General features: G+C 59.4%; 23 protein-coding genes. 15 read left to right on the forward strand and 8 right to left on the reverse strand.

Annotated features, from left to right (window positions below; all coding sequences use genetic code 11):
- Positions 1–14 precede the first annotated feature (14 nt).
- Positions 15–839, reverse strand: a complete 825-nt coding sequence (locus ASG68_RS23730) for a pyruvate, water dikinase regulatory protein (protein ID WP_062586016.1) — start codon at positions 837–839, stop codon at positions 15–17.
- A 404-nt stretch (positions 840–1,243) separates the two neighbouring features.
- On the opposite strand from ASG68_RS23730, the gene hemE reads away from it, so the two are divergent.
- The 8 genes from hemE to ASG68_RS23770 all read left to right on the forward strand — a co-directional run bounded on the left by hemE (position 1,244) and on the right by ASG68_RS23770 (position 10,090).
- Positions 1,244–2,278: a uroporphyrinogen decarboxylase gene (gene hemE / locus ASG68_RS23735; RefSeq protein ID WP_062586017.1), complete on the forward strand. Its 1,035-nt coding sequence runs from the start codon at positions 1,244–1,246 to the stop codon at positions 2,276–2,278.
- On the forward strand, positions 2,275–2,814 hold the full coding sequence (hemJ, locus tag ASG68_RS23740) for a protoporphyrinogen oxidase HemJ (RefSeq protein WP_062586019.1): 540 nt from the start codon (positions 2,275–2,277) through the stop codon (positions 2,812–2,814). The genes hemE and hemJ overlap by 4 nt, the downstream gene beginning before the upstream one ends.
- 194 nt (positions 2,815–3,008) lie before the next feature.
- On the forward strand, positions 3,009–4,274 hold the full coding sequence (rho, locus tag ASG68_RS23745) for a transcription termination factor Rho (protein WP_112408863.1): 1,266 nt from the start codon (positions 3,009–3,011) through the stop codon (positions 4,272–4,274).
- Positions 4,275–4,426: 152 nt separating this feature from the next.
- Positions 4,427–5,746: a tRNA uridine-5-carboxymethylaminomethyl(34) synthesis GTPase MnmE gene (gene mnmE, locus ASG68_RS23750; protein WP_082477877.1), complete on the forward strand. Its 1,320-nt coding sequence runs from the start codon at positions 4,427–4,429 to the stop codon at positions 5,744–5,746.
- Between the two features lie 80 nt (positions 5,747–5,826).
- Positions 5,827–7,710 (forward strand): tRNA uridine-5-carboxymethylaminomethyl(34) synthesis enzyme MnmG, encoded by a 1,884-nt coding sequence (gene mnmG, locus ASG68_RS23755; protein ID WP_062586023.1) that lies wholly within the window; start codon positions 5,827–5,829, stop codon positions 7,708–7,710.
- Positions 7,707–8,345 carry a 16S rRNA (guanine(527)-N(7))-methyltransferase RsmG gene (rsmG, locus tag ASG68_RS23760; RefSeq protein WP_062586024.1) on the forward strand — a complete coding sequence of 213 codons (639 nt, stop codon included), beginning with the start codon at positions 7,707–7,709 and terminating at the stop codon, positions 8,343–8,345. Before mnmG ends, rsmG begins: the two co-directional genes overlap by 4 nt.
- A gap of 14 nt (positions 8,346–8,359) precedes the next feature.
- Positions 8,360–9,157, forward strand: a complete 798-nt coding sequence (locus ASG68_RS23765) for a ParA family protein (RefSeq protein ID WP_062586502.1) — start codon at positions 8,360–8,362, stop codon at positions 9,155–9,157.
- Between the two features lie 45 nt (positions 9,158–9,202).
- Positions 9,203–10,090 carry a ParB/RepB/Spo0J family partition protein gene (locus tag ASG68_RS23770; protein ID WP_062586026.1) on the forward strand — a complete coding sequence of 296 codons (888 nt, stop codon included), beginning with the start codon at positions 9,203–9,205 and terminating at the stop codon, positions 10,088–10,090.
- A gap of 48 nt (positions 10,091–10,138) precedes the next feature.
- Here ASG68_RS23770 and holA read toward each other — a convergent pair whose 3' ends face one another.
- From holA to leuS, 3 genes are read right to left on the reverse strand one after another with little or no spacing between them, the layout of a single operon-like run.
- Positions 10,139–11,173, reverse strand: a complete 1,035-nt coding sequence (holA, locus tag ASG68_RS23775; RefSeq protein ID WP_062586028.1) for a DNA polymerase III subunit delta — start codon at positions 11,171–11,173, stop codon at positions 10,139–10,141.
- Positions 11,174–11,187: 14 nt separating this feature from the next.
- Complete coding sequence (locus ASG68_RS23780; protein ID WP_062610224.1) at positions 11,188–11,706, reverse strand: LPS assembly lipoprotein LptE; 519 nt, start codon at positions 11,704–11,706, stop codon at positions 11,188–11,190.
- The gene (gene leuS / locus ASG68_RS23785; protein WP_062586032.1) at positions 11,693–14,323 is read right to left on the reverse strand and encodes a leucine--tRNA ligase; all 2,631 of its coding nucleotides are present in this window, start codon (positions 14,321–14,323) and stop codon (positions 11,693–11,695) included. The genes ASG68_RS23780 and leuS overlap by 14 nt, the downstream gene beginning before the upstream one ends.
- A gap of 213 nt (positions 14,324–14,536) precedes the next feature.
- On the opposite strand from leuS, the gene ASG68_RS23790 reads away from it, so the two are divergent.
- Both ASG68_RS23790 and ASG68_RS23795 read left to right on the forward strand, forming a co-directional pair.
- Complete coding sequence (locus tag ASG68_RS23790) at positions 14,537–15,196, forward strand: YggS family pyridoxal phosphate-dependent enzyme (RefSeq protein WP_062601681.1); 660 nt, start codon at positions 14,537–14,539, stop codon at positions 15,194–15,196.
- A 90-nt stretch (positions 15,197–15,286) separates the two neighbouring features.
- Entirely contained in the window at positions 15,287–17,194 is a 1,908-nt protein-coding gene (locus tag ASG68_RS23795) for a propionyl-CoA synthetase (protein ID WP_062586036.1), read from the forward strand.
- Between the two features lie 4 nt (positions 17,195–17,198).
- Here the strand turns inward: ASG68_RS23795 and ASG68_RS23800 are convergent, their stop codons facing one another.
- Positions 17,199–18,080, reverse strand: a complete 882-nt coding sequence (locus ASG68_RS23800) for a LysR substrate-binding domain-containing protein (RefSeq protein WP_062586038.1) — start codon at positions 18,078–18,080, stop codon at positions 17,199–17,201.
- Positions 18,081–18,218: 138 nt separating this feature from the next.
- Between ASG68_RS23800 and ASG68_RS23805 the strand changes: the two genes are divergently transcribed.
- On the forward strand, positions 18,219–18,605 hold the full coding sequence (locus tag ASG68_RS23805) for an ectoine synthase (protein ID WP_062610226.1): 387 nt from the start codon (positions 18,219–18,221) through the stop codon (positions 18,603–18,605).
- A gap of 78 nt (positions 18,606–18,683) precedes the next feature.
- Here ASG68_RS23805 and ASG68_RS23810 read toward each other — a convergent pair whose 3' ends face one another.
- Complete coding sequence (locus tag ASG68_RS23810; RefSeq protein WP_062586043.1) at positions 18,684–19,385, reverse strand: DUF1013 domain-containing protein; 702 nt, start codon at positions 19,383–19,385, stop codon at positions 18,684–18,686.
- A gap of 231 nt (positions 19,386–19,616) precedes the next feature.
- Between ASG68_RS23810 and acs the strand changes: the two genes are divergently transcribed.
- Positions 19,617–21,566 (forward strand): acetate--CoA ligase, encoded by a 1,950-nt coding sequence (gene acs, locus ASG68_RS23815; RefSeq protein ID WP_062586044.1) that lies wholly within the window; start codon positions 19,617–19,619, stop codon positions 21,564–21,566.
- Between the two features lie 160 nt (positions 21,567–21,726).
- Here acs and ASG68_RS23820 read toward each other — a convergent pair whose 3' ends face one another.
- Together ASG68_RS23820 and ASG68_RS23825 are read right to left on the reverse strand one after the other, a co-directional pair.
- A complete protein-coding gene (locus ASG68_RS23820) occupies positions 21,727–22,092 on the reverse strand; it encodes a thermonuclease family protein (RefSeq protein WP_244484319.1) in 366 nt (121 codons plus the stop codon).
- A gap of 157 nt (positions 22,093–22,249) precedes the next feature.
- On the reverse strand, positions 22,250–22,498 hold the full coding sequence (locus ASG68_RS23825) for a DUF1674 domain-containing protein (protein WP_413814042.1): 249 nt from the start codon (positions 22,496–22,498) through the stop codon (positions 22,250–22,252).
- Positions 22,499–22,568: 70 nt separating this feature from the next.
- Here ASG68_RS23825 and htpX point away from each other — a divergent pair, with 70 nt between their 5' ends.
- The 3 genes from htpX (at position 22,569) to ASG68_RS23840 (ending at position 26,832) form a co-directional block, all read left to right on the forward strand.
- The gene (gene htpX / locus ASG68_RS23830; RefSeq protein ID WP_062586047.1) at positions 22,569–23,528 is read left to right on the forward strand and encodes a zinc metalloprotease HtpX; all 960 of its coding nucleotides are present in this window, start codon (positions 22,569–22,571) and stop codon (positions 23,526–23,528) included.
- Positions 23,525–24,943, forward strand: a complete 1,419-nt coding sequence (locus ASG68_RS23835) for an RsmB/NOP family class I SAM-dependent RNA methyltransferase (RefSeq protein WP_062586049.1) — start codon at positions 23,525–23,527, stop codon at positions 24,941–24,943. Before htpX ends, ASG68_RS23835 begins: the two co-directional genes overlap by 4 nt.
- 203 nt (positions 24,944–25,146) lie before the next feature.
- The gene (locus ASG68_RS23840; RefSeq protein WP_062586052.1) at positions 25,147–26,832 is read left to right on the forward strand and encodes a heparinase II/III family protein; all 1,686 of its coding nucleotides are present in this window, start codon (positions 25,147–25,149) and stop codon (positions 26,830–26,832) included.
- Positions 26,833–26,916: the final 84 nt, after the last annotated feature.

Below are 26,916 nucleotides of genomic sequence, written 5' to 3' on the forward strand. Positions count from 1 at the left end.
ATGGATGACTCGCCTTACCTCAGGCGTGGGCGCAGGGCAACGATCGCCGCTGCGGTTTCCTCGATCGAGCGGCGCGTCACGTCGATCATCGGCCAGTTGTTGCGGGCGCAGATGGAACGCGCATATTTCAGCTCCTCCGTGATCGAAGCGCGATCGACATAATCTTCAGCGCGGTAATTATGGGCTGCGGTTCCCAGCACCCGATTCTGCCGCACCTGTGAAATCCGGTCGGCGGAGGCGATGAGTCCGACGACAAGCGGTTTCGTCGCTTCCGTCAATCGCTCCGGCAGGGGCACACCGACAACGATCGGAATATTGGCGGTCTTGATGCCGCGGTTGGCGAGATAGATACTCGTCGGGGTCTTCGAGGTCCGGCTGATACCGATCAGCACGACATCCGCATCGTTGAAATCCGCCGGCAACTGTCCGTCGTCGTGATCCATGGTGAAGTTTAGAGCATCGATCCGCGCGAAATAATCGGCGTCCATCACATGCTGGGCGCCGGACCGCCGCCGCGACGTTGCGCCGAGATAGGACTGAAAGAGATCGATGATCGGATCGAGCACGGAGACACAGGGCAGTCCCATCTCCTTGCAGGTGGCATCGATGATATCGGCCAGTTCCCGATCGACGATCGTATAGAGCACGATCCCTGGCGCGCCATCGACGGCCTCCATCACCTGCATCAACTGCTTGCGATTGCGGATCAAGGGATAGACGTGCTCGAGCGCATGGGAGGACTGGAACTGCGCCGCCGCCGCCCGGCCCGCTGCGATCAGCGTTTCCCCCGTCGAGTCGGAAATCAGGTGCAGGTGGAAATAGTTTTTATGGTTCTCCACGCTATTCTCCGAGGGCTGTTGATAAACCGGGATGACGAAAGCTAAGGACTGAGCGACGCCGAAGGCAAGGGGAAAACCGGCGAGTTATTCACAATCCGGATTCTCGGGAGGGCGGATTCGGGTGCTTGTGGAGAAGACTCATCGTCACGAGACGAGGAATCATTATCCACAGGACGTCCACAGAAAGGCATCAAATCATGTTCTGCCGCAAGCGCCTGAATCCCCGAAGCTTCGGGAACCTTTCCCCGCTCCACTCTGTCGCATGGCAAAATCGCTTCAGGGATTCTATTGAACGGGCCTGCATGTGGAAAAGAGTCGGATGGCATTTAATCCGTGATAGTCACAGACTCTAAGAAATAGAATCCTTAGATATAGATTTCTTTTAAATTGGGAGAACACGTCCAGTGACTGCGCAAAGCCGAAAGGTGCTTCAGGTGTTGAAGGGTGAAACCCTTTCGCCTCCCCCCGTCTGGTTGATGCGTCAGGCAGGCCGGTATCTTCCCGAATATCGCCAGACGCGGGCGACGGCAGGGAGTTTTCTGGATCTCTGTTACTCGCCGGATCTGGCTGTCGAAGTGACGCTTCAGCCGATCCGGCGTTATGCCTTCGACGCAGCCATCCTGTTCTCCGATATCCTGGTCATTGCTGATGCATTGAAGCGCAATGTCCGCTTTGAGGAAGGGCATGGACCGAGGATGGACCCGATCGATGTCGATGGTATCGATAGGCTCAACGTGAAGCCTGTCTCCGATCATCTGAAACCAGTCATCGAAACAGTCCGTCGTTTGCGCAGCGAGTTGCCTGAGGAAACGACCCTGCTCGGCTTTTGCGGTGCGCCCTGGACGGTTGCCACCTATATGATTGCTGGCCACGGTACACCGGACCAGGCCCCTGCCCGTCTGTTCGCCTATCAGTATCCGGAGGCTTTTGATCGGCTGTTGGCACTCCTCGCCGAGGTCTCAGCCGATTATCTCGTCGAGCAGATCGATGCGGGAGCCGATGCCGTTCAGATTTTCGATTCCTGGGCAGGTGTGCTGGGCGAGGATGAGTTCGAGCGTTATGCCGTTAAGCCGGTACGCCGGATGATTGACAGCGTGCGTGCCCGTCGCCCGCAGGCGAAGATCATCGCTTTCGCCAAGGGTGCCGGCATTCTGCTGAAAAACTACCGACAGAGAACGAATGCCGACGCGATGGGCCTCGATTGGTCAGTCCCGCTGTCCTTCGCCGCCGAGCTGCAAAAGGACGGTCCGGTTCAGGGTAATCTCGACCCGATGCGGGTCGTCGCCGGTGGCAAGTCGCTGGACGACGGCATCGACGCGATCCTCGACCGTCTTGGCAACGGTCCGCTGATCTTCAATCTCGGCCATGGCATCACCCCGCAGGCGGACCCGGCCCATGTCACACGTCTTGTGGAGCGGGTGCGCGGGGGCAGCCGATGAGCGAACGTCAGACGGATGTCCGACCGGGCAACAAGGCTCGCCGTCGCGCTTTTATCGCCATTGCGCTGTTTGTCGGCCTTCTTGGTTGCTTGTTCATCCGCCAGCCGGACAATCTCTACCTCTGGATCAAGGCGCTGCACATCATCGCGGTCATGTCCTGGATGGCGGCCCTGCTCTACATGCCGCGCCTGTTCATCTATCACACGGATGCGACGCCGGGCTCCGAACAGTCCGAGACCTTCAAGATGATGGAGATGCGCCTCCTGAAGGTGATCATGAACCCGGCGATGATGATCACCTGGGGGCTGGGCCTTTATCTTGCCTGGAGCGTTTATGGATTTCAGGGCGGCTGGCTGCACGCGAAACTGTTTCTGGTCGTGCTTCTGACCGGCGTGCATGTGATGTTCAGCCGTGCCGTGCGGGCTTTCGCGCGGGATGAAAACACGCACAGCGCTCGCTACTGGCGGCTGATGAACGAGGCGCCGACGCTGCTGATGATCCTGATCGTCGTCATGGCGGTGGTGAAACCTTTCTAAGGACAAGGCGTTATGGCAGGAAACTTCCGGTAATTACCGTAAACCCCTTGCGGCGCACCCCGTGAATCGCTATTTTCCTGCCATCTCCTCTTTCGTGGCATGTGTAAACGTTACGAGCCTGCGCTTCCCCCTGCAGCTCTCCTTACATCAGACACGCCGTTTTCCATTCCGAATTGCAAATGTGGTCCCCCTTCATGGCTGAAATGAAGCTACAAGAACTTAAAAACAAATCCGCGACCGATCTTCTGGCCTTTGCAGAGTCGGTCGAGGTCGAGAACGCCAGCGTCATGCGCAAGCAGGAACTGATGTTCGCGATCCTGAAAATGCTCGCGAGTCAGGATGTCGAGATCATCGGTGAAGGCGTTGTGGAAGTGCTGCAGGACGGCTTCGGCTTCCTGCGTTCCGCCAATGCGAACTATCTGCCAGGTCCGGACGATATCTATATCTCGCCCTCGCAGATCCGCCGCTTCTCGCTGAAGACCGGCGATACCGTTGAAGGCCCGATCCGTGGTCCCAAGGAAGGCGAACGCTACTTTGCTCTCCTCAAGGTCAATACGATCAATTTCGAAGACCCGGAGAAGATCCGCCACAAGGTTCACTTCGACAACCTGACGCCGCTCTATCCGAACGAGCGCTTCAAGATGGAACTGGAAGTTCCGACTTCGAAGGACCTGTCCGCCCGCGTCATCGACCTCATTGCTCCGCTCGGCAAGGGCCAGCGTGGCCTGATCGTCGCTCCGCCGCGCACTGGTAAGACGGTTCTCCTGCAGAACATCGCCCATTCGATTACCGCCAATCATCCGGAATGCTACCTGATCGTTCTTCTGATCGACGAACGTCCGGAAGAAGTGACGGACATGCAGCGCTCGGTGAAGGGCGAAGTGGTTTCCTCCACCTTCGACGAACCGGCAACCCGTCACGTGCAGGTCGCTGAAATGGTCATCGAAAAGGCCAAGCGCCTCGTCGAACATGGCCGCGACGTTGTCATCTTGCTGGATTCGATCACGCGCCTCGGCCGCGCCTACAACACCGTCGTGCCGTCATCCGGCAAGGTTCTGACCGGTGGTGTCGATGCCAATGCTCTGCAGCGCCCGAAGCGCTTCTTCGGCGCGGCACGCAACATTGAGGAAGGCGGCTCTCTGACGATTATCGCGACTGCGCTCATCGATACCGGCAGCCGCATGGACGAAGTCATCTTCGAAGAATTCAAGGGTACCGGCAACTCGGAAATCGTGCTCGACCGCAAGGTTGCCGACAAGCGCATCTTCCCGTCGATGGATATCCTCAAGTCCGGCACGCGTAAGGAAGACCTGCTCGTCCCGCGTCAGGATCTGCAGAAGATCTTCGTTCTGCGCCGTATCCTGGCCCCAATGGGCACAACCGATGCAATCGAGTTCCTCATCGATAAGCTGAAGCAGACCAAGACAAACGGCGATTTCTTCGATTCGATGAACACCTGATCGAAGATTCGATAGACACGCGAAGCCCAGGTTCAACCTGGGCTTTTCTGTTTTTAGCCGGAGTCAGATCCCGCATCAGCCTGAGCCGAACGTGTCGGTTTCGAAGCGAGTCCCTTGATCAACGATAACGCGAAGATACCATGAACACTTCGATGACAGATACGATCTATGCCCTGTCGTCCGGCGCGCTGCCCGCCGGCGTGGCCGTTATCCGCATCAGTGGACCGTCAACGGGGAATATGCTGCGGTCCCTCTGTGGCGCGGTTCCGGCGCCACGTCGGGCAGTGTTGAGATCGATTCGGAGTCGAAATGATGACGTTCTGGATCAGGGGCTGGTCATCTATTTCAACGCCCCGGCTTCTTTTACCGGTGAAGACTGCGCGGAACTGCAGGTTCACGGTGGCCGCGCGGTCGTGGATGCCATTCTGACGGAACTCTCCGCCCTGCCCAATTCACGGCATGCCGAGCCGGGAGAGTTCTCGCGGCGCGCGTTTCACAACGGAAAACTCGATCTCGTTGAGATCGAAGGTCTGGCAGATCTGATTTCCGCCGAGACGGCAATGCAGCGCCGGTTGGCGCAGGAACATTCCAGCGGTAATCTGTCGACTTTGTATCATGGTTGGGCCAAGCGGTTGACCCATGCACGCGCCATGATCGAAGCTGAGCTTGATTTTGCCGACGAGGATGACGTTCCAGGTTCCGTTGCAGACCGGATCTGGGCTGATATGCGTGTTCTTAAAACCGAAATTTCGGAGCATCTTGCCGGGGCCGAAATCGCGGAGATCATTCGCGACGGTCTGAAGATCGTCATTGCCGGCGAGCCGAATGCCGGGAAATCCAGCCTCCTGAACTGGTTCGCGCGTCGCGATGTGGCGATCGTCACCGACATTGCAGGTACGACACGCGATGTTCTTTCGGTCGATTTATCATTAGCCGGATTCAGCGTTCGGCTTTACGACACAGCCGGCCTCAGAGATACCGAGGATCGTGTTGAACAGGAAGGCATTCGGCGCGCACATATAACGTTGGAACAGGCCGATGTCATTCTGTTACTTGCCGATGAACCTGGTGGTTTTGCGCAACTCGCCAAGTATGAGGGCACCAAGCCGGTCCTTCGCATTGGAACGAAGATTGATCGCGGACCGCTTTTGTGGGATAAGGCCGCGGTCGACGTCTGCATCTCGACGGTGACCGGTGAAGGTCTGGACCAGCTCGTTGACGTGCTGAAGCGTTACCTCCCTGATCTGTCGGCGCGCAATGCGATGGCCCTGCCATCGCGTAAGCGGCATGTTGAGTGTTTAAAGCAAGCACGGTCCGCAATCGCTTTGAGTTTGACGCAATTTAATAGTGGCCTCGATATTCAGGCTGAATATCTGCGACAGGCGGGTGATGCCCTCGGGCGCATAACGGGCCGTGTGGATGTTGAAAATCTTCTGGATGTAATCTTCTCTGAATTTTGCATCGGAAAATAGAATACAACGTGAGCGAGTCATGCCGTTTGTTTCACGTGAAACGATTCGGATACGGAACTACCGTGATGGAGCGGTCGAGGATGTTTAACTACGATGTCATCGTTATTGGTGGTGGGCATGCGGGTTGTGAGGCCGCGAGTGCCTCCGCGAGACTTGGTGCGAAAACCGCGCTCGTAACACACAAGCGCGAAACCATTGGCGTTATGTCTTGCAATCCCGCGATCGGCGGCCTCGGTAAGGGACATCTCGTCCGCGAGATTGACGCCATGGATGGACTGATGGGGCGTGTCGCCGATGCCGGCGGCATCCAGTTTCGACTACTCAACCGACGGAAGGGTCCGGCGGTCCGTGGTCCGCGCACGCAGGCGGACCGAAAACTCTACCGTCTTGCGATGCAGCAGGAAATTGACTCGATTTCTGGTCTGAACCTCATTGAGGGCGATGCATTTGACCTGGCACTCCAGGATGGACGTGTTTCTGGAGTGATCCTCGCATCAGGCCGGACAATTTCCGCCGGCTCAGTCGTTCTGACCACGGGGACGTTTTTGCGCGGCTTGATCCATATCGGCGATCGAAAAATCCCAGCGGGCCGTGTAGGAGAAGATCCATCACTGGGGCTCTCCGGTACTCTCGAACGGTTTGGTCTGAAACTCGGTCGCCTCAAGACCGGCACGCCTGCGCGTCTGGATGGAAAGACCATCGATTGGTCCGCCGTCGGCCGACAGGGCGCCGATGAAGACCCCGTACCGTTTTCGTTCATGACCGATCAAATCGTGAATAGGCAGATCGAGTGCGGTGTGACGCGTACGACGGATGCGACTCACAAGATCATATCTGACAATCTTGGCAAGTCCGCGATGTATTCCGGGCAGATCGAAGGCGTCGGCCCGCGTTATTGCCCATCGATCGAGGACAAGATCGTCAAGTTCGGCGAGCGTGATGGTCACCAGATTTTTCTGGAGCCCGAAGGGTTGGATGACGACACCGTTTATCCGAACGGCATTTCGACGTCCCTTCCGGCGGATGTCCAGCAAGCGTTCATCGGCACGATTCCGGGGCTTGAGAATGTCTCTATTCTCCAGCCCGGTTACGCCATCGAATATGATCATGTGGATCCGCGCGAGCTCACCATGTCCCTGGAGGTTCGCAAAATCCCTGGCCTCTTCTTGGCCGGCCAGATCAATGGAACGACGGGGTACGAAGAAGCTGGCGCTCAGGGACTCGTTGCCGGATTGAATGCTGCACTACTCTGCGCCGGAAATGAACCGCATGTCTTCAGCCGGACGAATTCCTATATCGGCGTGATGATTGACGACCTGACCTCCAGGGGCGTGGCTGAGCCGTACCGCATGTTTACATCGCGTGCCGAATACCGGCTTTCGCTTCGTGCGGACAATGCGGACGTTCGCCTGACACCGGAAGCTATCAAGCTCGGTTGCGTTTCTGCCGCGCGAGCGGAGAGGTTTGGGAAATGGGTCGATGATATCGAATCACACCGTGAGCGTTTAAAGGAGTTGACCCTGACACCGAGCGAAGGCCGGAATTTCGGCTTGAAGCTGAATCTGGATGGGCAACGCCGATCGGCTTTTGAACTCCTGTCCTATGCGGAGCATTCCATTCAATCCCTCAGCACCGTGTGGACGGAGCTTGCTGATGTTAATCCCAAGCTTGCTGAAGCGTTGGAGATCGATGCCACCTATGCTGTCTACATGGATCGGCAGGCTGCGGATATTGCTGGTGTTCAACGCGAAGAAAGCCGGACGATCCCTGATGATTTTGACTTCCAGTCCCTCTCTGGGCTGTCCAATGAATTGAAACAGAAACTGATGGCGGCCGGCCCGAGAAATCTTGCTCAGGCGATGAAAGTCGATGGCGTCACGCCCTCAGCTATATCGTTGATCCTCGCGCATATTCGAAAGACTGACCGCGCCGAAGTTGCATATGCCAGACAGGCGGTTCAATGATTGCGAGTCCTTCCAGAGACCTGAACGGATTGCGTGTTTCACGTGAAACGTCGGAGCGACTCGAACATTTTGCAACTCTGTTCCAGAAGTGGGCGAAATCGATCAATCTCGTTGCTCCTTCAACATTCACGGATATCTGGAAGCGTCACATTGCAGATAGCGCACAGATCTATCAGCTATTTCCGGGCCCGAAACGATGGATTGACCTAGGCAGTGGCGGAGGATTTCCCGGCGTGATTACAGCAATATTCCTGGCTGAGTTGAGTGAGGGATGGGTTCATCTGGTCGAAAGCAATAACAAGAAGGCAGCCTTTCTGCGGGTGGCCCTGCACGAGACAGGTGCGCGGGGCTCTGTTCATCCCATTCGGATCGAATCGGCTCATGCAGTGATACCTTCCTGTGATGCCATATCGGCACGCGCGCTGGCGGACCTCCCCTTACTGCTGGAATATTGCGCGTCTTGGATGACGGCACCCGGAAAACCGCCTGCTTTCTTCCACAAAGGCCGGGATTATCAGCAGGAGATCGACAAAGCCGTTGGCCGCTTTCAGTTTGATCTGGTAAAACATACCAGCGTCATCGAGCCGGATTCCGTTGTTCTCGAAATCGCAAATCTTTCGCGCAAAACTCAATAGTGGCGGACTGCGGCATGACAGGCGAAAAGAAGAACCGGATTATCACCATCGCCAACCAGAAGGGTGGCGTCGGCAAGACAACGACGGCGATCAATCTCGCAACCGCTTTGGCGGCGATCGGCGAGAAGGTCCTGATCGTTGATCTCGATCCGCAGGGAAATGCCAGCACCGGTCTCGGTATCCAGCGCCGTGACCGAAAGCTATCTTCCTATGAGCTGATGGTCGGATCACATACCGTTTCGGAAATTGTTCAGGACACGGTTGTACCGAACCTCTCGATCATCCCGTCGACAATGGATCTGCTGGGCATCGAGATGGAAATCTCTCAGGCCGCCGATCGTGTGTTTCGTCTTCGCAAGGCCCTCGCATCAGCGGATGCGCTCGCCTATTCCTATGTCCTGGTCGATTGCCCACCCTCGTTCAATCTTCTGACGATGAATGCGATGGCCGCGGCGCATTCGGTTCTGGTGCCGCTGCAGTGCGAATTCTTTGCGCTCGAAGGTCTGAGCCAGCTCCTGGAAACCGTCGATCAGGTGCGCCGCTCAGTAAACCCGGCGCTGGACATCCAGGGAATTGTGCTGACCATGTTCGATTCCCGCAACAACCTCGCGCAACAGGTCGTCAACGATGTCCGTACACATCTCGGCGAAAAGGTCTATCATACGCTGATCCCGCGCAACGTACGGGTGTCCGAAGCGCCATCTTACGGCAAGCCGGCGATCCTGTACGATCTGAAATGCGCTGGTAGCCAGGCCTATCTGCAACTGGCATCGGAAGTGATCCAGCGCGAGCGGCAGCGCAAGGCCGCCTGATAGCAATCGATTCGACATCGTAACGAATAGGTGTGAGTACAAGCGATGAATGATGACAGTTCGAGACGCAGACTGGGACGCGGCCTCGCCGCCTTGATCGGCGAAATGGATCAACCGCTGCAGCCGTCCGGCCCGGCAGCGCCAGTCAACGCTGACCGGCGTGTCCCGATCGAATTCGTCACGCGCAATCCGCGCAACCCACGGCGGACCTTTGATGAAGCCGAACTGCAGGATCTGGCGAGTTCGATCCGTCAACATGGTATTGTTCAGCCCGTCGTTGTCCGGACGATCGCGGATGAGCGTTACGAAATCATCGCAGGCGAACGTCGCTGGCGCGCGGCACAACTGGCGGGTTTCACCGATATTCCCGTCATCGTTCGCGACGTTGACGACCGTACCGCTTTGGAAATTGCGATTGTCGAAAACGTTCAGCGGTCGGACCTCAATCCGCTGGAAGAAGCACTTGGCTACGACCAATTGATCGCCGAGCACGGCTATACCCAGAACGATCTCGGCGAAATCATCGGCAAAAGCCGTAGCCACGTGGCCAACAGCCTTCGCCTGTTGAAGCTGCCGGAACCGGTCCGCGACATGCTTTCGGCTGGTACCCTGTCTGCCGGCCATGCGCGTGCACTGATCCCAACGTCGGATCCGGTCAGCCTCGCTCGCTCGATCATTGCCAAGGGCCTGTCGGTCCGTGACACCGAGCGTCTGGCGCAGAACGACATCCGTGCCCAGAACGATCCAACCTACGGCAAGCCGGCACCGAAGGAAGAAAAGGATGCCGACACCTTGGCGCTTGAGCGTACGCTGTCGGACAGCTTGGGCCTGGACGTTACCGTGAACCACAAGGCCTCTGGCGGTCAGTTGCGGATATCCTACAAGACGCTCGATCAGCTTGAGGAAATTTGCCGTTTGCTGGAGCGCCGGTGAATCGATTCGTATACGGAACGATTTGATTCAATCAAATAAGTCAATAGTTTAATTGCGCGCCGATTGAAGCGTAATCGCCAGCAGAGTTTGCATGGCGATGCTGTCCTCCAAGCTTTGCCGGGCGCGGCTCTGAAAGATTGCGGTCTGAAGACGTCCAAGCTCACGCCGGATGGCCGGCAAGGTCCACGTCTTCAAGGCTGACTCGATCAATGGCTTGCGACGGAAATGCAGGTGACGGCCGAGTGTCGCCACGACCTGCGCCGGCTGCTGCCGCTTGTCATCCATCTCGGCCCGCATCAGGTCCATCAGCTGGAATTGTTTCAGACAGGCCTGCAGGACGAGAAAAATGGCGGTCTTGGAAGCGGTGATCTTGCGGATGGCATGCTGCAGCCCGTCTGCGTCCCCCTTCAGCACGGCATCGATTGCATCATCGACCGAGACCGCGCTGGCATCGCCGACGATCTCCATGACATGCTCTTCCTCGATGACGCTCATGCCACGGCAATAGAGTGCCAGTTTGCGGATCTCGTTGCGGGAGGCAATGCGATCTCCCCCAAGCGCCTCATTCAGCCGCTCCCGTGCGGCTGGGGAAATTCTTAAGTTCTCCTGGCCAAGCTCCTGATCGATCAGGGCGTTAACGGCCCGGGCATCGTCGCTGTAGCAGGCAACCGCGATAACGGAACGCGCCGTCTCAGCAAGTTTCCTCAGCCCGGTCCCTTTCTTCAGGTCGCCGGCTTCGATAATCACCGTGCTGGCTTGTGGTGGCTCTTGCGAAAGGACTGTGAAACTGTCGATCAGCGTCTTTTCGGTCCCCGAAGCGCGCAGCCAGACAAGCTTCTCGCCGCCGAACAGGCCGATCGTATTGACCTCGTCGAGAAGCCGGCCAGGACTTTGCTGCAGGTCCGAGCCATCCAGCTTGATCAGGGAAAAGGGGTCGTCGAGGCTGACGCCGGTCTTGGCGGCGATCTGGCCGGCGCGCTCGGACACAAGCCCGCGGTCCTGCCCGTAGATCAGAAAAAGACGGTTGTCCCGAACGGAGCGCTGAAGGAAGGTTTCAAATTCGTGCGATTTGATCTCTGTCATTCAACCCGCTCCGTTCAGCGGCCGAGTGCTGCTGCCAGGTCGGCCCGAACGATTTCAGCCAGTTCCTTCGAAGCGCGCTTCTCGGCGTCGCGCGTGGCGCGAACCTTGGCGAATTCCTGCTCCGGGAAATCGACGAGGGCGACGGCTGTGCGGTTGCCGGAACGAACGGTTTCGCCTGTATCGGCGCGTGTCAGGTTATAATCGGCCATGACGACAACCCGGCCTGCGCCAGCCGTGTCGGATTCCTGATCGTAGAGCACGCCCATGACCTCGCTGGTAACGTTGAGCGCCAGCTTGTACTGGGCATTGGCCGGTTCGCCGGCGCCGCCCGAGGTCAGGAAGATCAGATCGTTGCGAGCCAGTTGCTCGACGCGGTCATCTGCCTCGGAAATCGAGATCGATGCCAGCGCCGTCCCAGCCTTGCCTTGGGGGCCGTCGGAATAGAGAGGCTTCACCTGGCAGCTGGCAACGAGCGCCAGCGTGCCGAGAACCAGGAGCCGCGCGGATCTTTGGGCTTTTTCAGACAACGACATTCACGATCCTCTTCGGCACGACGATGATTTTCTTCGGGCTTTGGCCACCCAAGGCAGCCTTGACGGGGTCGAGGGCCAGGACGGCGGCCTCGATCGCAGTCTGATCCGCATCGCGCGCAATTGTCAAATCCGCACGCTTCTTGCCGTTGATCTGGACTGGCATGGTGACTTCGTTTTCCGCCACCAGCGCTTCGCCATAGACCGGCCATGCGCTCTGGGCGATGAGGCCCGTTCCGCCAATTTCCTGCCAGCATTGTTCGGCCAGATGCGGCATCATCGGTGCCACCAGATTGATCAGGATCGTCACCGCGTCCTTGACGGCGGCGATGGTCGCCTGATCGGCCGTTCCCGCAGCAACCTGGCCCAGCGGGCCAGCAATCGTGTTCACGAGTTCATAGAGACGCGCCACGGCCTTGTTGAAGGCCAGCTTGTCATAATCCGCCTGAACAGCCTTCAGCGTCTTGTGGGCTGCCTGAGAGACCGCGAGGGCATCTCCGCCAGAGGCGGGTTTCGCCTCGACGCCCTTCAGTGCCGGTGCGGCTTCCGAAATCAGCCGCCACAGGCGCTGCACGAACCGATGGGCGCCTTCGACGCCGGCTTCCGACCAGATGACGTCACGATCCGGCGGCGAATCCGACAGAACGAAGAAGCGGGCCGTATCGGCACCATAGGAAGCGATGATGTCATCGGGATCGACGACGTTCTTCTTCGACTTCGACATCTTCTCGATCGAGCCGATGGCGACGTGTTCGCCGGTCTCGATGTGGGTCGCCTGCCGCTTGCCGTCGATCTCGACAATGGTGATTTCCGCCGGCGTTACCCATTCGCGCTGGGCGCCCTCGCCGCGGCTGTAGGTCTCGTGCACGACCATGCCCTGCGTGAACAGGCCCTTGAACGGCTCGTCCAGCCCGGCATGTCCGGCAACTTTCATTGCCCGGGTAAAGAACCGCGAATAGAGCAGGTGCAGGATCGCATGCTCGATGCCGCCGATATACTGGTCAACGGGCAGCCAGTGGTCGACAGCCTTGCGGTCGGTTGGCTTGTTTTCCCACGGCGCTGTGAAGCGCGCGAAATACCAGGACGAATCGACGAACGTGTCCATCGTGTCGGTTTCGCGCCGTGCATCCTTGCCGCACTGCGGGCAGGCGACATGGCGCCAGGTCGGGTGACGGTCGAGCGGGTTGCCTGGCTTGTCGAAGGTGACATCGTCGGGAAGCTTGACCGGCAGGTCCGCCTTGGGCACCGGAACGACGCCGCAATCATCGCAATGGATGACCGGGATCGGGCAGCCCCAGTAACGCTGGCGAGAAATACCCCAGTCGCGCAGGCGGAAATTCACCTTGCGCTCTGCCTGCGACGCATTGCCGAGATTGGTCTGTTCCAGCGTCGAGGCAACCTTTTCAAAGGCTTCCTCGATCGTCAGGCCGTCCAGATGACGGGAATTGATCATGACACCGTCGCCGACATAGGCTTCTTTGCCGATGGTGAAGCTCGCCGCGTCGCCATCCTTGGGCATCACGACGGCCACGACCGGCAGGTCGTACTTACGGGCGAAATCGAGGTCGCGCTGGTCGCCGGACGGGCAGCCGAAGATGGCGCCCGTGCCGTAATCCATCAGTACGAAATTGGCGACATAAACCGGCAGTTCCCAGCTGGAGTCGAGCGGATGCCTGACGCGGATACCGGTGTCGATGCCCTTCTTCTCGGCGGTTTCGAGTGCTGCCAGCGATGTGCCTGCGCGACGGGTCTCTTCGCAGAAGGCTTCGATCTCGGCATTGCCGGCAGCGGCCTGACGCGCCAGCGGATGGTCGGCGGCGATCGCCAGGAAGGAGGCGCCGAACAGCGTGTCGGGACGCGTCGTGTAGACGGCGACTTCGGTCTCTTCGACGTTACCGGTGTCCGGAACGATCTCCCAGCGGATCGTCAGGCCTTCGGAGCGGCCGATCCAGTTCTTCTGCATCAGCCGGACTTTCTCCGGCCACTGGTCCAGCGTGTCCAGCGAATCCAGCAGATCCTGGTTGAAATCGGTGATGCGGAAGAACCATTGCGTCAACTCACGCTGTTCCACCAGCGCGCCGGAACGCCAGCCGCGCCCGTCAATCACCTGTTCGTTGGCCAGAACCGTGTTGTCGACCGGGTCCCAGTTGACCTTCGACTGCTTGCGGTAGACCAGACCCTTTTCGAGGAAATCGACGAACAGATGCTGCTGGTGCTGGTAATATTCGACATCGCAGGTGGCGAATTCGCGCGACCAGTCGAGCGACAGGCCCATCACCTTGAGCTGCGCCTTCATCGAGGCGATGTTCTGGTAGGTCCATGCGGCCGGATGTACGCCGCGCTCCATGGCGGCGTTTTCCGCCGGCATGCCGAAGGCGTCCCAGCCCATCGGATGCAGGACATTGTAGCCGCGGGCGCGCTTGTAGCGGGCAACGACGTCGCCCATGGCGTAATTGCGGACATGACCCATATGGATCCGGCCCGACGGATAGGGGAACATTTCGAGCACGTAATATTTTTCGCGCGGATCGTTATTGTCGGTCGTGAAGACGTTCTTCTGATCCCATTCCTGTTGCCAACGGGGTTCAGCATCGCGCGGATTGTAACGTTCGGTAGCCATATGATCGATGTTCCGGAAAATGTGTGCGAGGGGAAATCAACCCCTCCGATATTTGGCGTGACCTTCACCATGAAACAAGCGTAGCGTCAAGTTTTGGAAGGCTTTGCGGCAAAACTTTAGGCATTTGAAGGCCGTTTGGCCGATTGCCGGTTGGCAGCTTGAGTTTGTTTGGGTATTGCGCCGGATATGCGGCAACGGACGGAGACGATGGCGATGAGCGTACAGGAACAGTTAAGCGATGTCCTGAGCCGGATTCGCGATAGCGAAACCTATCACCGGCGCGAACCGGGAAGCGTCTCCCTCGTCGCAGTGTCAAAGACGTTCAATGCGGAGGCGATTCGTCCTGCGATCGGAGCCGGGCAGCGCATCTTCGGTGAAAACCGGGTGCAGGAGGCTCAGGGCAAGTGGCCTGAATTGAAGACGGAGACGCCGGATCTTGAGCTTCACCTCATCGGCCCGTTGCAATCCAACAAGGCAGCCGATGCCGTGGCCCTGTTCGATGTCATCGAGACGATCGACCGGGAAAAGATCGCCCGCGCGGTCGCAGCCGAGATTGCGCGTCAAGGAAAGCCGGTCCGGCTCTTTGTGCAGGTCAATACCGGTCTTGAGCCGCAGAAGGCCGGCATCGCGCCGGACGACACCGTCGCTTTCGTGAAGCTGTGCCGCGAAGACATCGTCATTCCGGTCGAAGGGCTGATGTGCATTCCGCCAGCGGATGAAAATCCTGGTCCGCATTTCGCGCTGCTGGCCAAGCTCGCCGAGCGCTGCGGAGTTGAAAAGCTCTCCATGGGCATGTCGGGCGATTTCGAAACGGCTGTGCAGTTCGGCGCGACCAGCGTCCGTGTCGGCTCGGCGATTTTCGGGGCGCGTTGAGCCTTTCGTCTGGCTTCTCTGTTTCCGCGCAATCTCCTATGTTTCCTTTTGGAGGCCGGTTCGTCCGGTATGGGAGTAGAGGAGACGGAGATGGCGGGCAGCTATTCCGAAATCTATGGCGCGTGGGAACAGAATCCCGAAGCCTTCTGGGCCGAGGCGGCGCGGGAGATCGCCTGGTTCAAGCCGTTCGAACGTGTCTTTGATTCTGAACTGGGCGTCTATGGCCGCTGGTTTCCTGGCGGCGCGACGAACACCTGTTATAATTGTCTCGATCGCCAGATCGCTATCGGCCGCGCTGACCAGACGGCGTTGATCTATGACAGCCCGGTGACCGGTACTGTTCAGCACTGGACCTATAGCGCCATCCTCGATGAAGTCGTCGCCGTTGCGTCCGTTTATCGCCAGCTCGGCGTCGGCAAGGGTGACCGGATCATCATCTACATGCCGATGATCCCGCAGGCGGTGTTTGCCATGCTGGCCGCTGCCCGTATCGGCGCCGTCCATTCCGTCGTCTTCGGCGGTTTTGCCGCCAATGAGCTTGCCACCCGCATCACCGACAGCGAGGCAAAGCTGGTCGTCTCGGCAAGCTGCGGTATCGAGGGCGGCAAAAGCATCGCGTACAAGCCGCTGCTTGATGCGGCCATCGATCTCAGCGCCCACAAGCCGGCGCATTGCCTGCTGTTCCAGCGCGATATGCTGCAGGCCGAGATGCGCCCCGGCCGGGATATCGATTTCGCCGCCGCCGTTCGGTCTGCCAAAGAGCGGGGAGAAGAGGTTCCCTGTACGCCGGTTCTAGCGACCGATCCACTCTACATCCTCTACACATCCGGCACGACCGGCCAACCCAAGGGCGTGGTGCGCGACAATGGCGGCCATATGGTCGCGCTGAAATGGTCGATGCAGCATTTTTTTGGCATCAAGCCGGGCGAGGTCTTCTGGGCGGCGTCCGATATCGGCTGGGTTGTCGGCCATTGCTACATCGTCTACGGACCGTTGCTGAACGGCAGCACGGCGATCCTTTACGAGGGAAAGCCGGTGGGAACACCGGATGCGGGCGCTTACTGGCGCGTCATCGAGCAACACGGTGTCGTGACGTTGTTTACCGCGCCGACTGCTTTTCGGGCCATCCGTAAGGAGGACCCGGAAGGTGCGCTGATCGGCAAATACGACCTGTCGAAATTTCGAGCCCTGTTCCTGGCTGGTGAGCGGGCCGATCCCGACACACTCACCTGGGCGGAGCAAAAGCTCGGCGTCCCCGTCATTGATAACTGGTGGCAGACCGAAACGGGCTGGCCGGTCGCTGGAAACCCGATCGGGGTGGAACTGCTGCCAGTAAAACACGGTTCGGCTGCGGTACCCTTGCCCGGCTATGATGTTCAAGTGCTCGATGACGCCGGCCATCCGGTTGGGCCGGGTACGCTTGGCAATGTCGTCATCAAGCTGCCCATGCCGCCCGGCTGCCTGCCGACCTTCTGGAACGCGGACGAGCGTTTCCGCCAAGCCTGCCTTGCCGAATTTCCTGGCTATTACCGGACTGCAGATGCCGGCTATATCGATCAAGATGGCTATATCTTCATCATGTCGCGCACCGACGATATCATCAATGTCGCCGGTCATCGCCTGTCGACCGGATCGATGGAAGAGGTCTGCGCCAGCCACGCCGACGTCGCCGAATGTGCTGTGATCGGCATTGCCGATCCGATCAAGGGCCAGATTCCGGCGGGGTTTCTGGTCATCAATGCCAATGTTTCCCGTGAAACAACAGAGATCGAGCGGGAAGTCGTTGCGATGGTGCGTGAAAGGATCGGTCCCGTTGCCGCCTTCAAGACGGCGATCTGCGTCAAGCGACTGCCCAAGACCCGCTCCGGCAAGATCCTGCGCGGCACCATGCAGAAGATCGCCGACAAGGAAAGCTGGAAGATGCCGGCGACCATCGACGATCCTGTGGTGCTCGATGAAATTACCGCCGCCCTGCATGGACGGGGCATCGGCGTCTGATCCCTTAGCCGGATTCCTCTATGCGGCGAGTAATGTTGGAAAACCAGTCACGAAACTGCCGTGCCGGCTCACTTGCCGGCTTGGCGGTGATCAGGAAATAGCCCTCGTCGCTCAGGGTCTCGATATCGGAAAGAATAACGAGGTCGCCCCGGTCGATCTCGCGCCGGAAGACCTCAGTCGGGCAGAGCGCAATCCCGTGTCCGGCAATAACGGCGGTGGCGAGCAGGTTGAAATCCTGGAATACCGGCCCGCGTGGGGCCTTGTCCGGCTGCAGGCCGGCCTTGCGGGACCAATTGAACCATCGCTCCGGCGTTTCATCGTGCAAGAGGTCAGCCCGGGCGATCTCCGGCGCCGTACTCGGCCGCCCGCGGCGTTCCAGATAGATCGGGCTTGCCACCGGCCGGTTGGCACGGGAAAACAGCCGGACGCACTCCCTGCCCTCGCGCGGGTCCTCACCCAGCGTGATCAGCACGTCGCAATCGGCATCGCTGAATTGCTGCTCCGCCATGGCATAAACGACGCGGACATTGATATCAGGATGCATCTCGAGAAAATCTGTGAGTGCCGGGATCAGCCAGCGCGTGGCGATCGAGGCGATGCAGGCGACCGTCAATTCCCCGGACGTCTTCTGCCGGAAAGCCTGGGCCTCGGCCTCGATCCGGGCGAGCGAGACAGAGAGCGTCTGGGCCAGCGACGCCGCCTCCGGCACCAGCCGGACAGTGCGTTTTTCGCGCACGAAAAGAGGCCGACCGAACCAGTCCTCCAGCAGCCGGATCTGATGACTGACGGCCGCATGCGTCACATGCAGTTCGTCAGCGGCACGGGAAAAGCTGTTGAGACGGGCGGCGGCCTCCAGCACGCGGAGCGCACTCAGCGATGGCAACATGGTAAAGTTTTCCTCATCTATAAGACGAGAAAGGATCATTTGTCGGAAGAGAAAAATCAAGAGATACAGTGAGATCAGAAGAGGCCATCAGCACTCGTCGATAAAACCGTCAAATTATCCTTGAAGAAAGGTATCGTCATGTTCATCCGCAATCTCAGCCAAGTCGAGGAAACCAGCCATTTCGTCGAATGGGGCAGCGGCACCAGCCATAGGCTGCTGACCGAGCGTGACGGAATGGGCTTCACGGTGTGCCACACGGTCGTGCGCGCCAACACCAGCTCGCTGCTCGAATACCGCAATCATCTCGAAGCTTGCTACTGCATTGCCGGCAGGGGCGAGGTCGAGGACATGGCTGGCAATGTCTTCCCGATCGTCCCCGGCGACATCTATGTGCTCGACAAGAATGACAAACACTACCTGCGGGGCGGCAAGGACGAGGATCTGATCCTTGTCAGTGTCTTCAATCCGCCGCTCAAGGGCACGGAGCGGCACCGGCTGGATGGAAGCGAAGGCTCCGCTTACTGAACCAGCCGTACAAGCATGAAAAAACCCGGATCAGCTGACCGCCGATCCGGGTTTTTGTGTCAGAGCCATAAGGTCCGATCAGTAATTGTCGTCTTCGTCTTCGTCCTGGCGCGTGGACTTGAGCGCCTTGAGCTTGGAGAAGACAGCATCGGCGTCGATTTCCTTCTCTTCCTCGCGCTCATAGGAGAAGGGCAGCTTTTCGGTCTCGCGCGAGGCTTCGAGTGTCGCGCCGAGTTCGGCGGCGGTCGGCAGCGGGCGGCCCTTGGAAGCGCGTTCGACTTCGAGGTCCAGATCGATCTGCGTGCAGAGGCCAAGCGTGACCGGATCCATCGCCGTCAGGTTCGTCGAGTTCCAGTGAGTGCGCTCGCGGATCTGCTCGATCGTCGACTTGGTGGTGCCGACGAGACGCGAGATCTGGGCGTCCTTCAGTTCCGGATGGTTGCGCACCAGCCAGAGAATAGCGTTCGGACGGTCCTGGCGCTTGGAAACCGGGGTGTAGCGCGGGCCTTTGCGCTTCGAATCGGGAACGCGAACCTTCGGCTCGGAAAGCTTCAGCTTGTGGTTCGGATTGCCTTCGGCGCGGGCGATTTCGTCGCGCGACAGCTGGCCGGTGCCGATCGGGTCGAGGCCCTTGATGCCCTGCGCGGATTCGCCGTCGGCGATGGCCTTCACTTCAAGCGGATGCAGCTTGCAGAATGTGGCGATCTGCTCGAACGACAGGGCAGTATTGTCAACAAGCCATACGGCCGTCGCTTTGGGCATAAGCAGTTGTTGAGCCATGGATATAGTCCTTCTGTCCGTCCGCGCCGGTGTCGCGGGCCGTGGGGTGTAACCACTCATTTCCGGGAAATTAGCGCCTCTATACCCTTGTCGTCTCAGAAATGCAATTCTTCTCGATGAAATGACCTTTTGTCTAATGGACGCGGTGTCTTGACCTGATATGAATGCGCCCGAAGAGGGCGTGCACGGGGAGATGTGCCGCTTGAAGATTGCCTGCGCAGGGAGGAAATCATGTCGTCCAAGGTATATCCGGTCTTGAAATCGGCGCGGGACCGCGCGCTCATCGACAAACAGAAATACACGAACTGGTATCGCGACAGTGTCGAGGATCCCGACAAGTTCTGGGGCAAGCACGGCAAGCGGATCGATTGGTTCAAGCCCTATACAAAGGTCAAGAACACCTCCTTCAAGGGCAAGGTGTCGATCAAGTGGTTCGAGGACGGCCAAACCAACATTTCCTACAACTGTATCGACCGGCATCTGAAGAAGCACGGCGAGCAGGTGGCGATCATCTGGGAAGGCGACAATCCCTATATCGATAAGAAAATCACCTATAACGAGCTCTACGAACATGTCTGCCGACTGGCCAATGTGCTGAAGAAGCACGGCGTCAAGAAGGGCGACCGCGTCACCATCTACATGCCGATGATCCCGGAAACGGCCTATGCGATGCTCGCCTGTTCGCGTATCGGTGCGGTGCATTCTGTTGTCTTCGGCGGCTTCTCGCCGGAAGCGCTGGCCGGCCGCATCATCGATTGCGAATCGACCTTCGTCATCACCTGCGATGAGGGCCTGCGTGGCGGCAAGCCGGTTCCGCTCAAGGAAAACACCGATGCCGCGATCGATATCGCCGCCCGCAACCATGTGAACGTCAAGAATGTCCTGGTCGTGCGTCGCACCGGCGGCAAGACCCGCTGGGCGACCGGACGTGACCTTTGGTATCATCAGGAAGTCGCGACTGTTAAGCCGCATTGCGAGCCTGTAAAGATGAAAGCGGAGGATCCGCTGTTCATCCTCTATACGTCCGGCTCGACCGGCAAGCCGAAGGGCGTGCTGCATACGACGGGCGGCTATCTCGTCTGGGCGTCGATGACCCACGAATATGTCTTCGACTACCATGACGGTGACATCTACTGGTGCACCGCCGATGTCGGCTGGGTCACCGGCCATTCCTATATCGTCTACGGCCCGCTGGCCAATTGCGCCACCACCGTCATGTTCGAGGGCATCCCGACTTTCCCCGATGCCGGCCGCTTCTGGGAAGTCGTCGACAAGCACAAGGTCAACATCTTCTACACCGCGCCGACGGCGATCCGCTCGCTGATGGGAGCCGGCGACGATTATGTGAAGCGCTCGTCCCGCTCGTCGCTCCGCCTGCTCGGTACGGTCGGTGAGCCGATCAATCCGGAAGCCTGGGAATGGTATTACCATGTCGTCGGCGATGCCCGCAGCCCGATCGTCGATACCTGGTGGCAGACGGAAACCGGCGGCCACATGATCACACCGCTGCCTGGCGCCATCGACCTCAAGCCCGGTTCAGCAACCGTGCCATTCTTCGGCGTTAAGCCGGAACTGGTAGATGCAGAAGGCAAGGTGCTGGAAGGGGCCGCTGACGGCAATCTCTGCATCGCTGACAGTTGGCCCGGCCAGATGCGCACGGTCTATGGTGACCACGAACGCTTCATCCAGACCTATTTCTCGACCTACAAGGGCAAATATTTCACCGGCGACGGCTGCCGCCGTGACGAGGATGGCTACTACTGGATCACCGGCCGCGTTGATGACGTGCTGAACGTCTCCGGCCACCGCCTCGGAACGGCGGAGGTCGAGTCGGCACTGGTGTCCCACCATGATGTCTCGGAAGCCGCCGTTGTCGGCTATCCCCATGACATCAAGGGCCAAGGCATCTACTCCTACGTTACGCTGATGAGCGGCGTCGAGCCGACGGACGAGTTGCGCAAGGACCTGATCACCCATGTCCGCAAGGAAATCGGCCCGATCGCCTCGCCCGACAAGATCCAGTTCGCGCCCGGTCTGCCCAAGACCCGCTCCGGCAAGATCATGCGCCGCATCCTGCGCAAGATCGCCGAAGACGATTTCGGCGCACTCGGTGACACCTCGACCCTGGCCGATCCGGCCGTGGTCGATGACCTGATCGCCAACCGGCAGAACAAGAAGTAGGCGGCTTCCCCTCCTCCCCGCCGGGGAGGAGGTGGCCCAACGGGCCGGATGGGAAGCCGAAGGCCTCTCTTCAGCAAAAATCCAACGGCTCCGGTTTAGCCGGCCCTCTCATAGCCTCGCATGCGTTCAGCACGTCTCACCGGCGGGTAGAAGAGAGAACTTACCAAACCGACGATGCACACCCCATCGCCTTCCGTCCGCCCTCATACGGCACCACATAACCGGCCAACAGCATTTCCTGAGCCGGATTCCGGCCGTCGCCAAAGCTGATATCGGCGAGAACCCGGCCGAAGTATTTGTCACCGGAAATGTGGGAAAGCTGGATTTCGGTCTGGTCGCGCGTCAGGTCCGCCAGGGCTTCGCGCGCCTGCTTGCCGGCGTCGCGGGTCGATGCACAGGATGATTTCAGTTCTGGCGCGTCGATACCGCGCAGGCGCACATAGACTTCCATCGTCTGCTGCGGCCAAGGGCGAGCGGCGACGAGTAGCGTGTCTCCGTCGATAACCCGAATAATCTGGGCGCTCACCGGCCCGGCAATTTCCAGGCGTTGACCGGATTCGGACGCGCTTGCCTGGACGGCCGGGAAAAGCGCCGTGAGAACGAGAATCAGAAATTGGCCGGTGCGAAACATTATGATAGGAAAATAAACCGATCATAATGCAATGGCAACAGGAATTATTTCCTTAGAAATCGATAGCCCGACCGTTGATCTCCCAATCGCCGAAGCGGGAGGGTTCGGCCCCGCCGCGGCCGCCCAGTTCCTCGGGCAATTCCAGCGGCTTCTGCGTCCGGCGGCGCTCATCTGCCTCGGCGAGTGCGCGCCTGGCGGCGGCGGTCAGCGGCTTGCGTGGCTCGACCTGCTGGTTGTCGTTGTCGTTCTGCATGCGAATTTCCGGTAAAAAGTTGAAGAAACGGCCATCTGTCACCATCATATAGGAAACTCGCATGCCGGCGAAACCATGATTCACGTGAAACACCGGCAGATTTCTGGGAGACCGATCAATGAATGTGATGCGCACCGCAATGCTTCTGGCCTTCATGACCGCATTGTTCATGGCGGTCGGCTTCCTGATCGGCGGCAGGGCCGGCATGATGATCGCGCTGTTGATTGCGGCCGCGATGAATTTCTTCTCCTACTGGAATTCCGACAAGATGGTGCTGCGCATGTACCGCGCCCAGGAGGTCGATGAGCGTTCCGCGCCGGAATATTATGGTATCGTCCGGGATATGGCGCGCAATGCCGGCCTGCCCATGCCGAAGGTCTATGTAATCGACAGCCCGCAGCCCAATGCGTTCGCCACCGGCCGCAACCCGGAAAACGCCGCGGTCGCTGCCTCCACCGGCCTTCTACATGCGCTGAATTATGACGAGGTGGCGGGGGTCATGGCGCATGAACTGGCGCATGTACAGAATCGCGACACGCTGACCATGACGCTGACAGCGACGCTGGCAGGGGCGATCTCCATGCTCGGCAATTTCGCGTTCTTCTTCGGAGGAAACCGTGAAAACAACAATCCGCTCGGTTTCATCGGTATGATTGTCGCGATGATCGTTGCGCCGCTTGCGGCGGCCATCGTCCAGATGGCGATCAGCCGGACACGGGAATATTCGGCCGACCGGCGCGGCGCCGAAATCTGTGGCAAGCCCTTGGCGCTCGCCTCGGCGCTCGCCAAGATCTCGAACTTCTCGCATCAGGTACCGAACGATGACGCCGAGCGCAATCCGGCCACGGCCCATATGTTCATCATCAATCCGCTGTCGGGCGAGCGCATGGACAATCTGTTTTCCACCCATCCGGCGACTGAAAACCGCATTGCCGCGCTGGAACAGATGGCGCATGAAATGCAGACGGTCTCGACGCCGCCTGTCAGGGCTGATAATCCGGTGCGCAAATCGCGCTCCGTGCCGCCGACAGGCTGGGGTCGCGGTGGTTCCGAACCACCGAAAGGTCCCTGGTCTTGACGTCTGACGAAAACAGAAACGCTTCGCATCCGAAACGAAACCGCCGCGCACCGCAGAGTGGGGATCAAGGTCGGGAAAATCCGGCCATCGAGCGCAGCGACAAGCCCGGAATCCGGGCGCGCCAAGCCGCCGCGAAAATGCTGGCGGCCGTCGTTGATCGCAAGACGTCGCTGGATGGCATGCTTGATGCCAACAATGGAAATCCCGTCTATCGCGAGCTGAACGAGGCGGACCGCGCTCTTGTCCGCGCTATCCTGAACTCCGCACTGCGCCAGCTGCCGCGCATTGAGGCCATGATCGGCTCCCTGCTGCAGACGCCACTGCCGGAAGGTGCGCGGGCTCTGGATCATGTCCTGACGGTCGCCGCCGCGCAGATTCTCTATCTCGATATTCCCGATCATTCCGCCGTCGATCTCGCTGTCGAGCAGGCGCAGATCGATCCGCGCAACAAACGTTTTGCCAGTCTCGTCAACGCCGTCCTGCGCCGCCTGTCGCGCGAAAAGCAGGATTTACTTGAAACGGTCGGTGCGAAAATCCCGGCCATTCCGGCATGGTTCCACAAACGGCTCGTCGCCTATTACGGTGTCGAGGAAGCTGCCCAGATCGCCGAAGCGCTCCTTACCCCCGCCGCGATCGATCTGACAGTGAAATCGGACGCCGAAGGCTGGGCGCAGACGCTGAACGGTCGCCTGTTGCCAACCGGCTCCGTAAGGCTTGCCGCGTTTTCCGGAGCGGTTCCAACGCTCGAAGGGTTCGACGATGGCGAATGGTGGGTCCAGGATGCCGCCGCTGCCCTTCCCGCCCGACTTTTCGGCTCCCTGGAGGGGCAGCGGGTCATTGATCTCTGTGCCGCTCCCGGCGGCAAGACCGCGCAGCTGGTCCTGGCCGGTGCGGATGTGACGGCGCTGGATCAGTCCGCCAGCCGTCTGAAGCGCCTCCAGGGCAATCTTGCCCGTCTGGGTGTGAAGGCGACGACGCAGGAAATCAACATGGCCGATTTCCGCACGGAAGACCCGTTCGACGCGGCCCTTCTCGACGCGCCCTGCTCGTCGACGGGTACGATCCGCCGTCATCCGGACGTACTCTGGACCAAGGGGCCTGAAGACATCGAGAAATTGGCGGTGCTGCAGGAAAAGCTGCTGCGCCATGCGCTGACACTGGTGAAGCCGGGTGGTTTAGTTGTGTTTTCCAACTGCTCGCTGGACAAGCGGGAAGGTGAGGACGTCACCGAACGTGTCCTTGCGAGTGGAACCTGCGAGCGTGTTGCGATCGATCCCGCCGATTGGCCGGGCCTCCAAAATGCCGTGACCCCGCTCGGTGAATTCCGCACGACTCCGGCCATGATCGAGCCTAAGGATGGTTACGCCGGCGGCCTCGATGGCTTCTATGCTGTGATCTTGCGGCGTACAGCTTAGAATTTGTTCGTCAACAGGCAGATTTCGCCGGTCAATTGACGGGTTCTTCGCGTTTGCCTAACAATAGGGCGACGATCCATAAAAGTTTAATGATTTTCCAGGCAGGATCGGCGTCCTAGTTGTATTTGGTTTGGACAGTCGTCATTTCCGTTCATCTTGCGGCATGACCCCGTCCGGGAGTGGGGAAGACGCAGGCGTCTACGATGCGGATTTCGGATCGGCAAAGGCTACTCTATCTGTATCTGCGTGAGGGTTGGCGCCGGTTCTCGCGTCGGCTTGCCTTGGGCCGAAATTCCGCGTTGCGTTTTGCCGGCACATCGCCGGACCGCCTCATCGTAGCCCCCACCGATCTGCGCGCCGTCGATCCCTTCGTTGCGCAGGAAATCCTGCAGGGTCGCTTTCCGCTGGCCGGCCGCGTGCTGGAAACCGGCGGCGAATCCCCCTTCGAAATCGATCTGCCGTCGCGCGAATTTGGCGTTCGGTTGCATTCCTTCGGTTGGGTTCGCCACATGCGGTCGGTGAAGGAGGAGGAAACCTTCGGCCAGCTGCGCAGTATAGTCAACGACTGGATCTCCACCCATGGCCGCTACATCAACGGCATCGCCTGGGAAGCCGATATCCTGGCCCAGCGCATCATTTCCTGGCTCTCGCATTCGCCGATCATCCTGCGCAATGCCGAACATCCCTTCTATCGTCGCTTCCTGAAAAGCCTCGCCTTCCAGGTGCGTTACCTCAAGCATATCACCGACACGACGCCCGACGGCGAAGCGCGGCTTCGGGCGCGTATCGCGCTTGCCATGGCCTCCGTCGCCATGCCGGCCTCTGCAAACACGATCCGCAAGGCCGCCCGCAATCTCGATCAGGAACTGGATCGCCAGATCCTGGCCGATGGGGGCCACACGTCGCGCAATCCGCGCGCCGGCCTTGAGTTGCTGTTCGACCTGCTGCCGCTGCGCCAGACCTATGTCAATCTCGGCCATGACGTACCGCAGCGGCTGATTTCCTGCATCGATCGCATGTATCCGGCGCTCCGCTTCTTCCGCCATCAGGGCGGCGAGCTGGCTTTGTTCAACGGCGCCACCTCGACGCTCGGCAATGAGCTGATGTCGGTGCTGCGCTACGACGAGACCGCCGGCGCGCCGTTCAAGGCGCTGCCGCTTGCCCAGTATGAGCGGCTGGCCACCGGCAATGTCGTCGTCATCATGGATACCGGCATGCCGCTGTCGCCGGAATTGTCGCGCACGGCCCATGCCGGCTGCCTGTCGTTCGAAATGTCGTCGGGCCGCCATCGCTTCGTCATCAATTCCGGATCGCCAAAGTTTGCCGGCGAACGATTCCGTCAACTGGCGCGCCTGACGGCGGCGCATTCGACCGTGACGATCAACGATCGCTCCTCGTCGAGACTGTCGGAATCGCGCTTCCTCGGCCCGATCGTCACCGGCGGCGTGTCCAAAGTCTCCACCCGTCGCGAGGAGCGCGAGGGCCAGCCGGATGCGATCATTGCCAGCCATGATGGCTACGCCCGCGCCTTCGGCCTGGTGCATGAGCGCGATCTCAGCATCAGTGCCCAGGGAAATATGCTGCGTGGCCGCGACCGTCTGCATCAACCGGATGGTTCGGACCCGGCCGATACCAACACCGCGATCGCCGTGGCGCGTTTTCATATCCATCCATCAATTACGATGCGGCAGCACAGTCCTCACGAGATCTACCTGACAGCGCCGGATAGCGAGACCTGGCTGTTTACCTGCCGCGACAGCGAGGTCGTGATCGAGGAAGACATTTTCTTCGCCGACCCCTCCGGCGTGCGCAAGAGTTCACAGATCACCGTGACCTTTGCGGCCGCCGCGCAGCCGGAAATCCAGTGGATTTTTACCCGCGAGGGCTGACATTTGCTTCTGTGATGCCGTCCGGGCGGCTGAGTCCGGTTTCTTCGCGGGGAAAGCTGTGTTAACGGCAGGCGGACATCTGCC

The organism is Rhizobium sp. Leaf453 (genome assembly GCF_001425605.1).
Taxonomy (GTDB): Bacteria; Pseudomonadota; Alphaproteobacteria; order Rhizobiales; family Rhizobiaceae; genus Pararhizobium.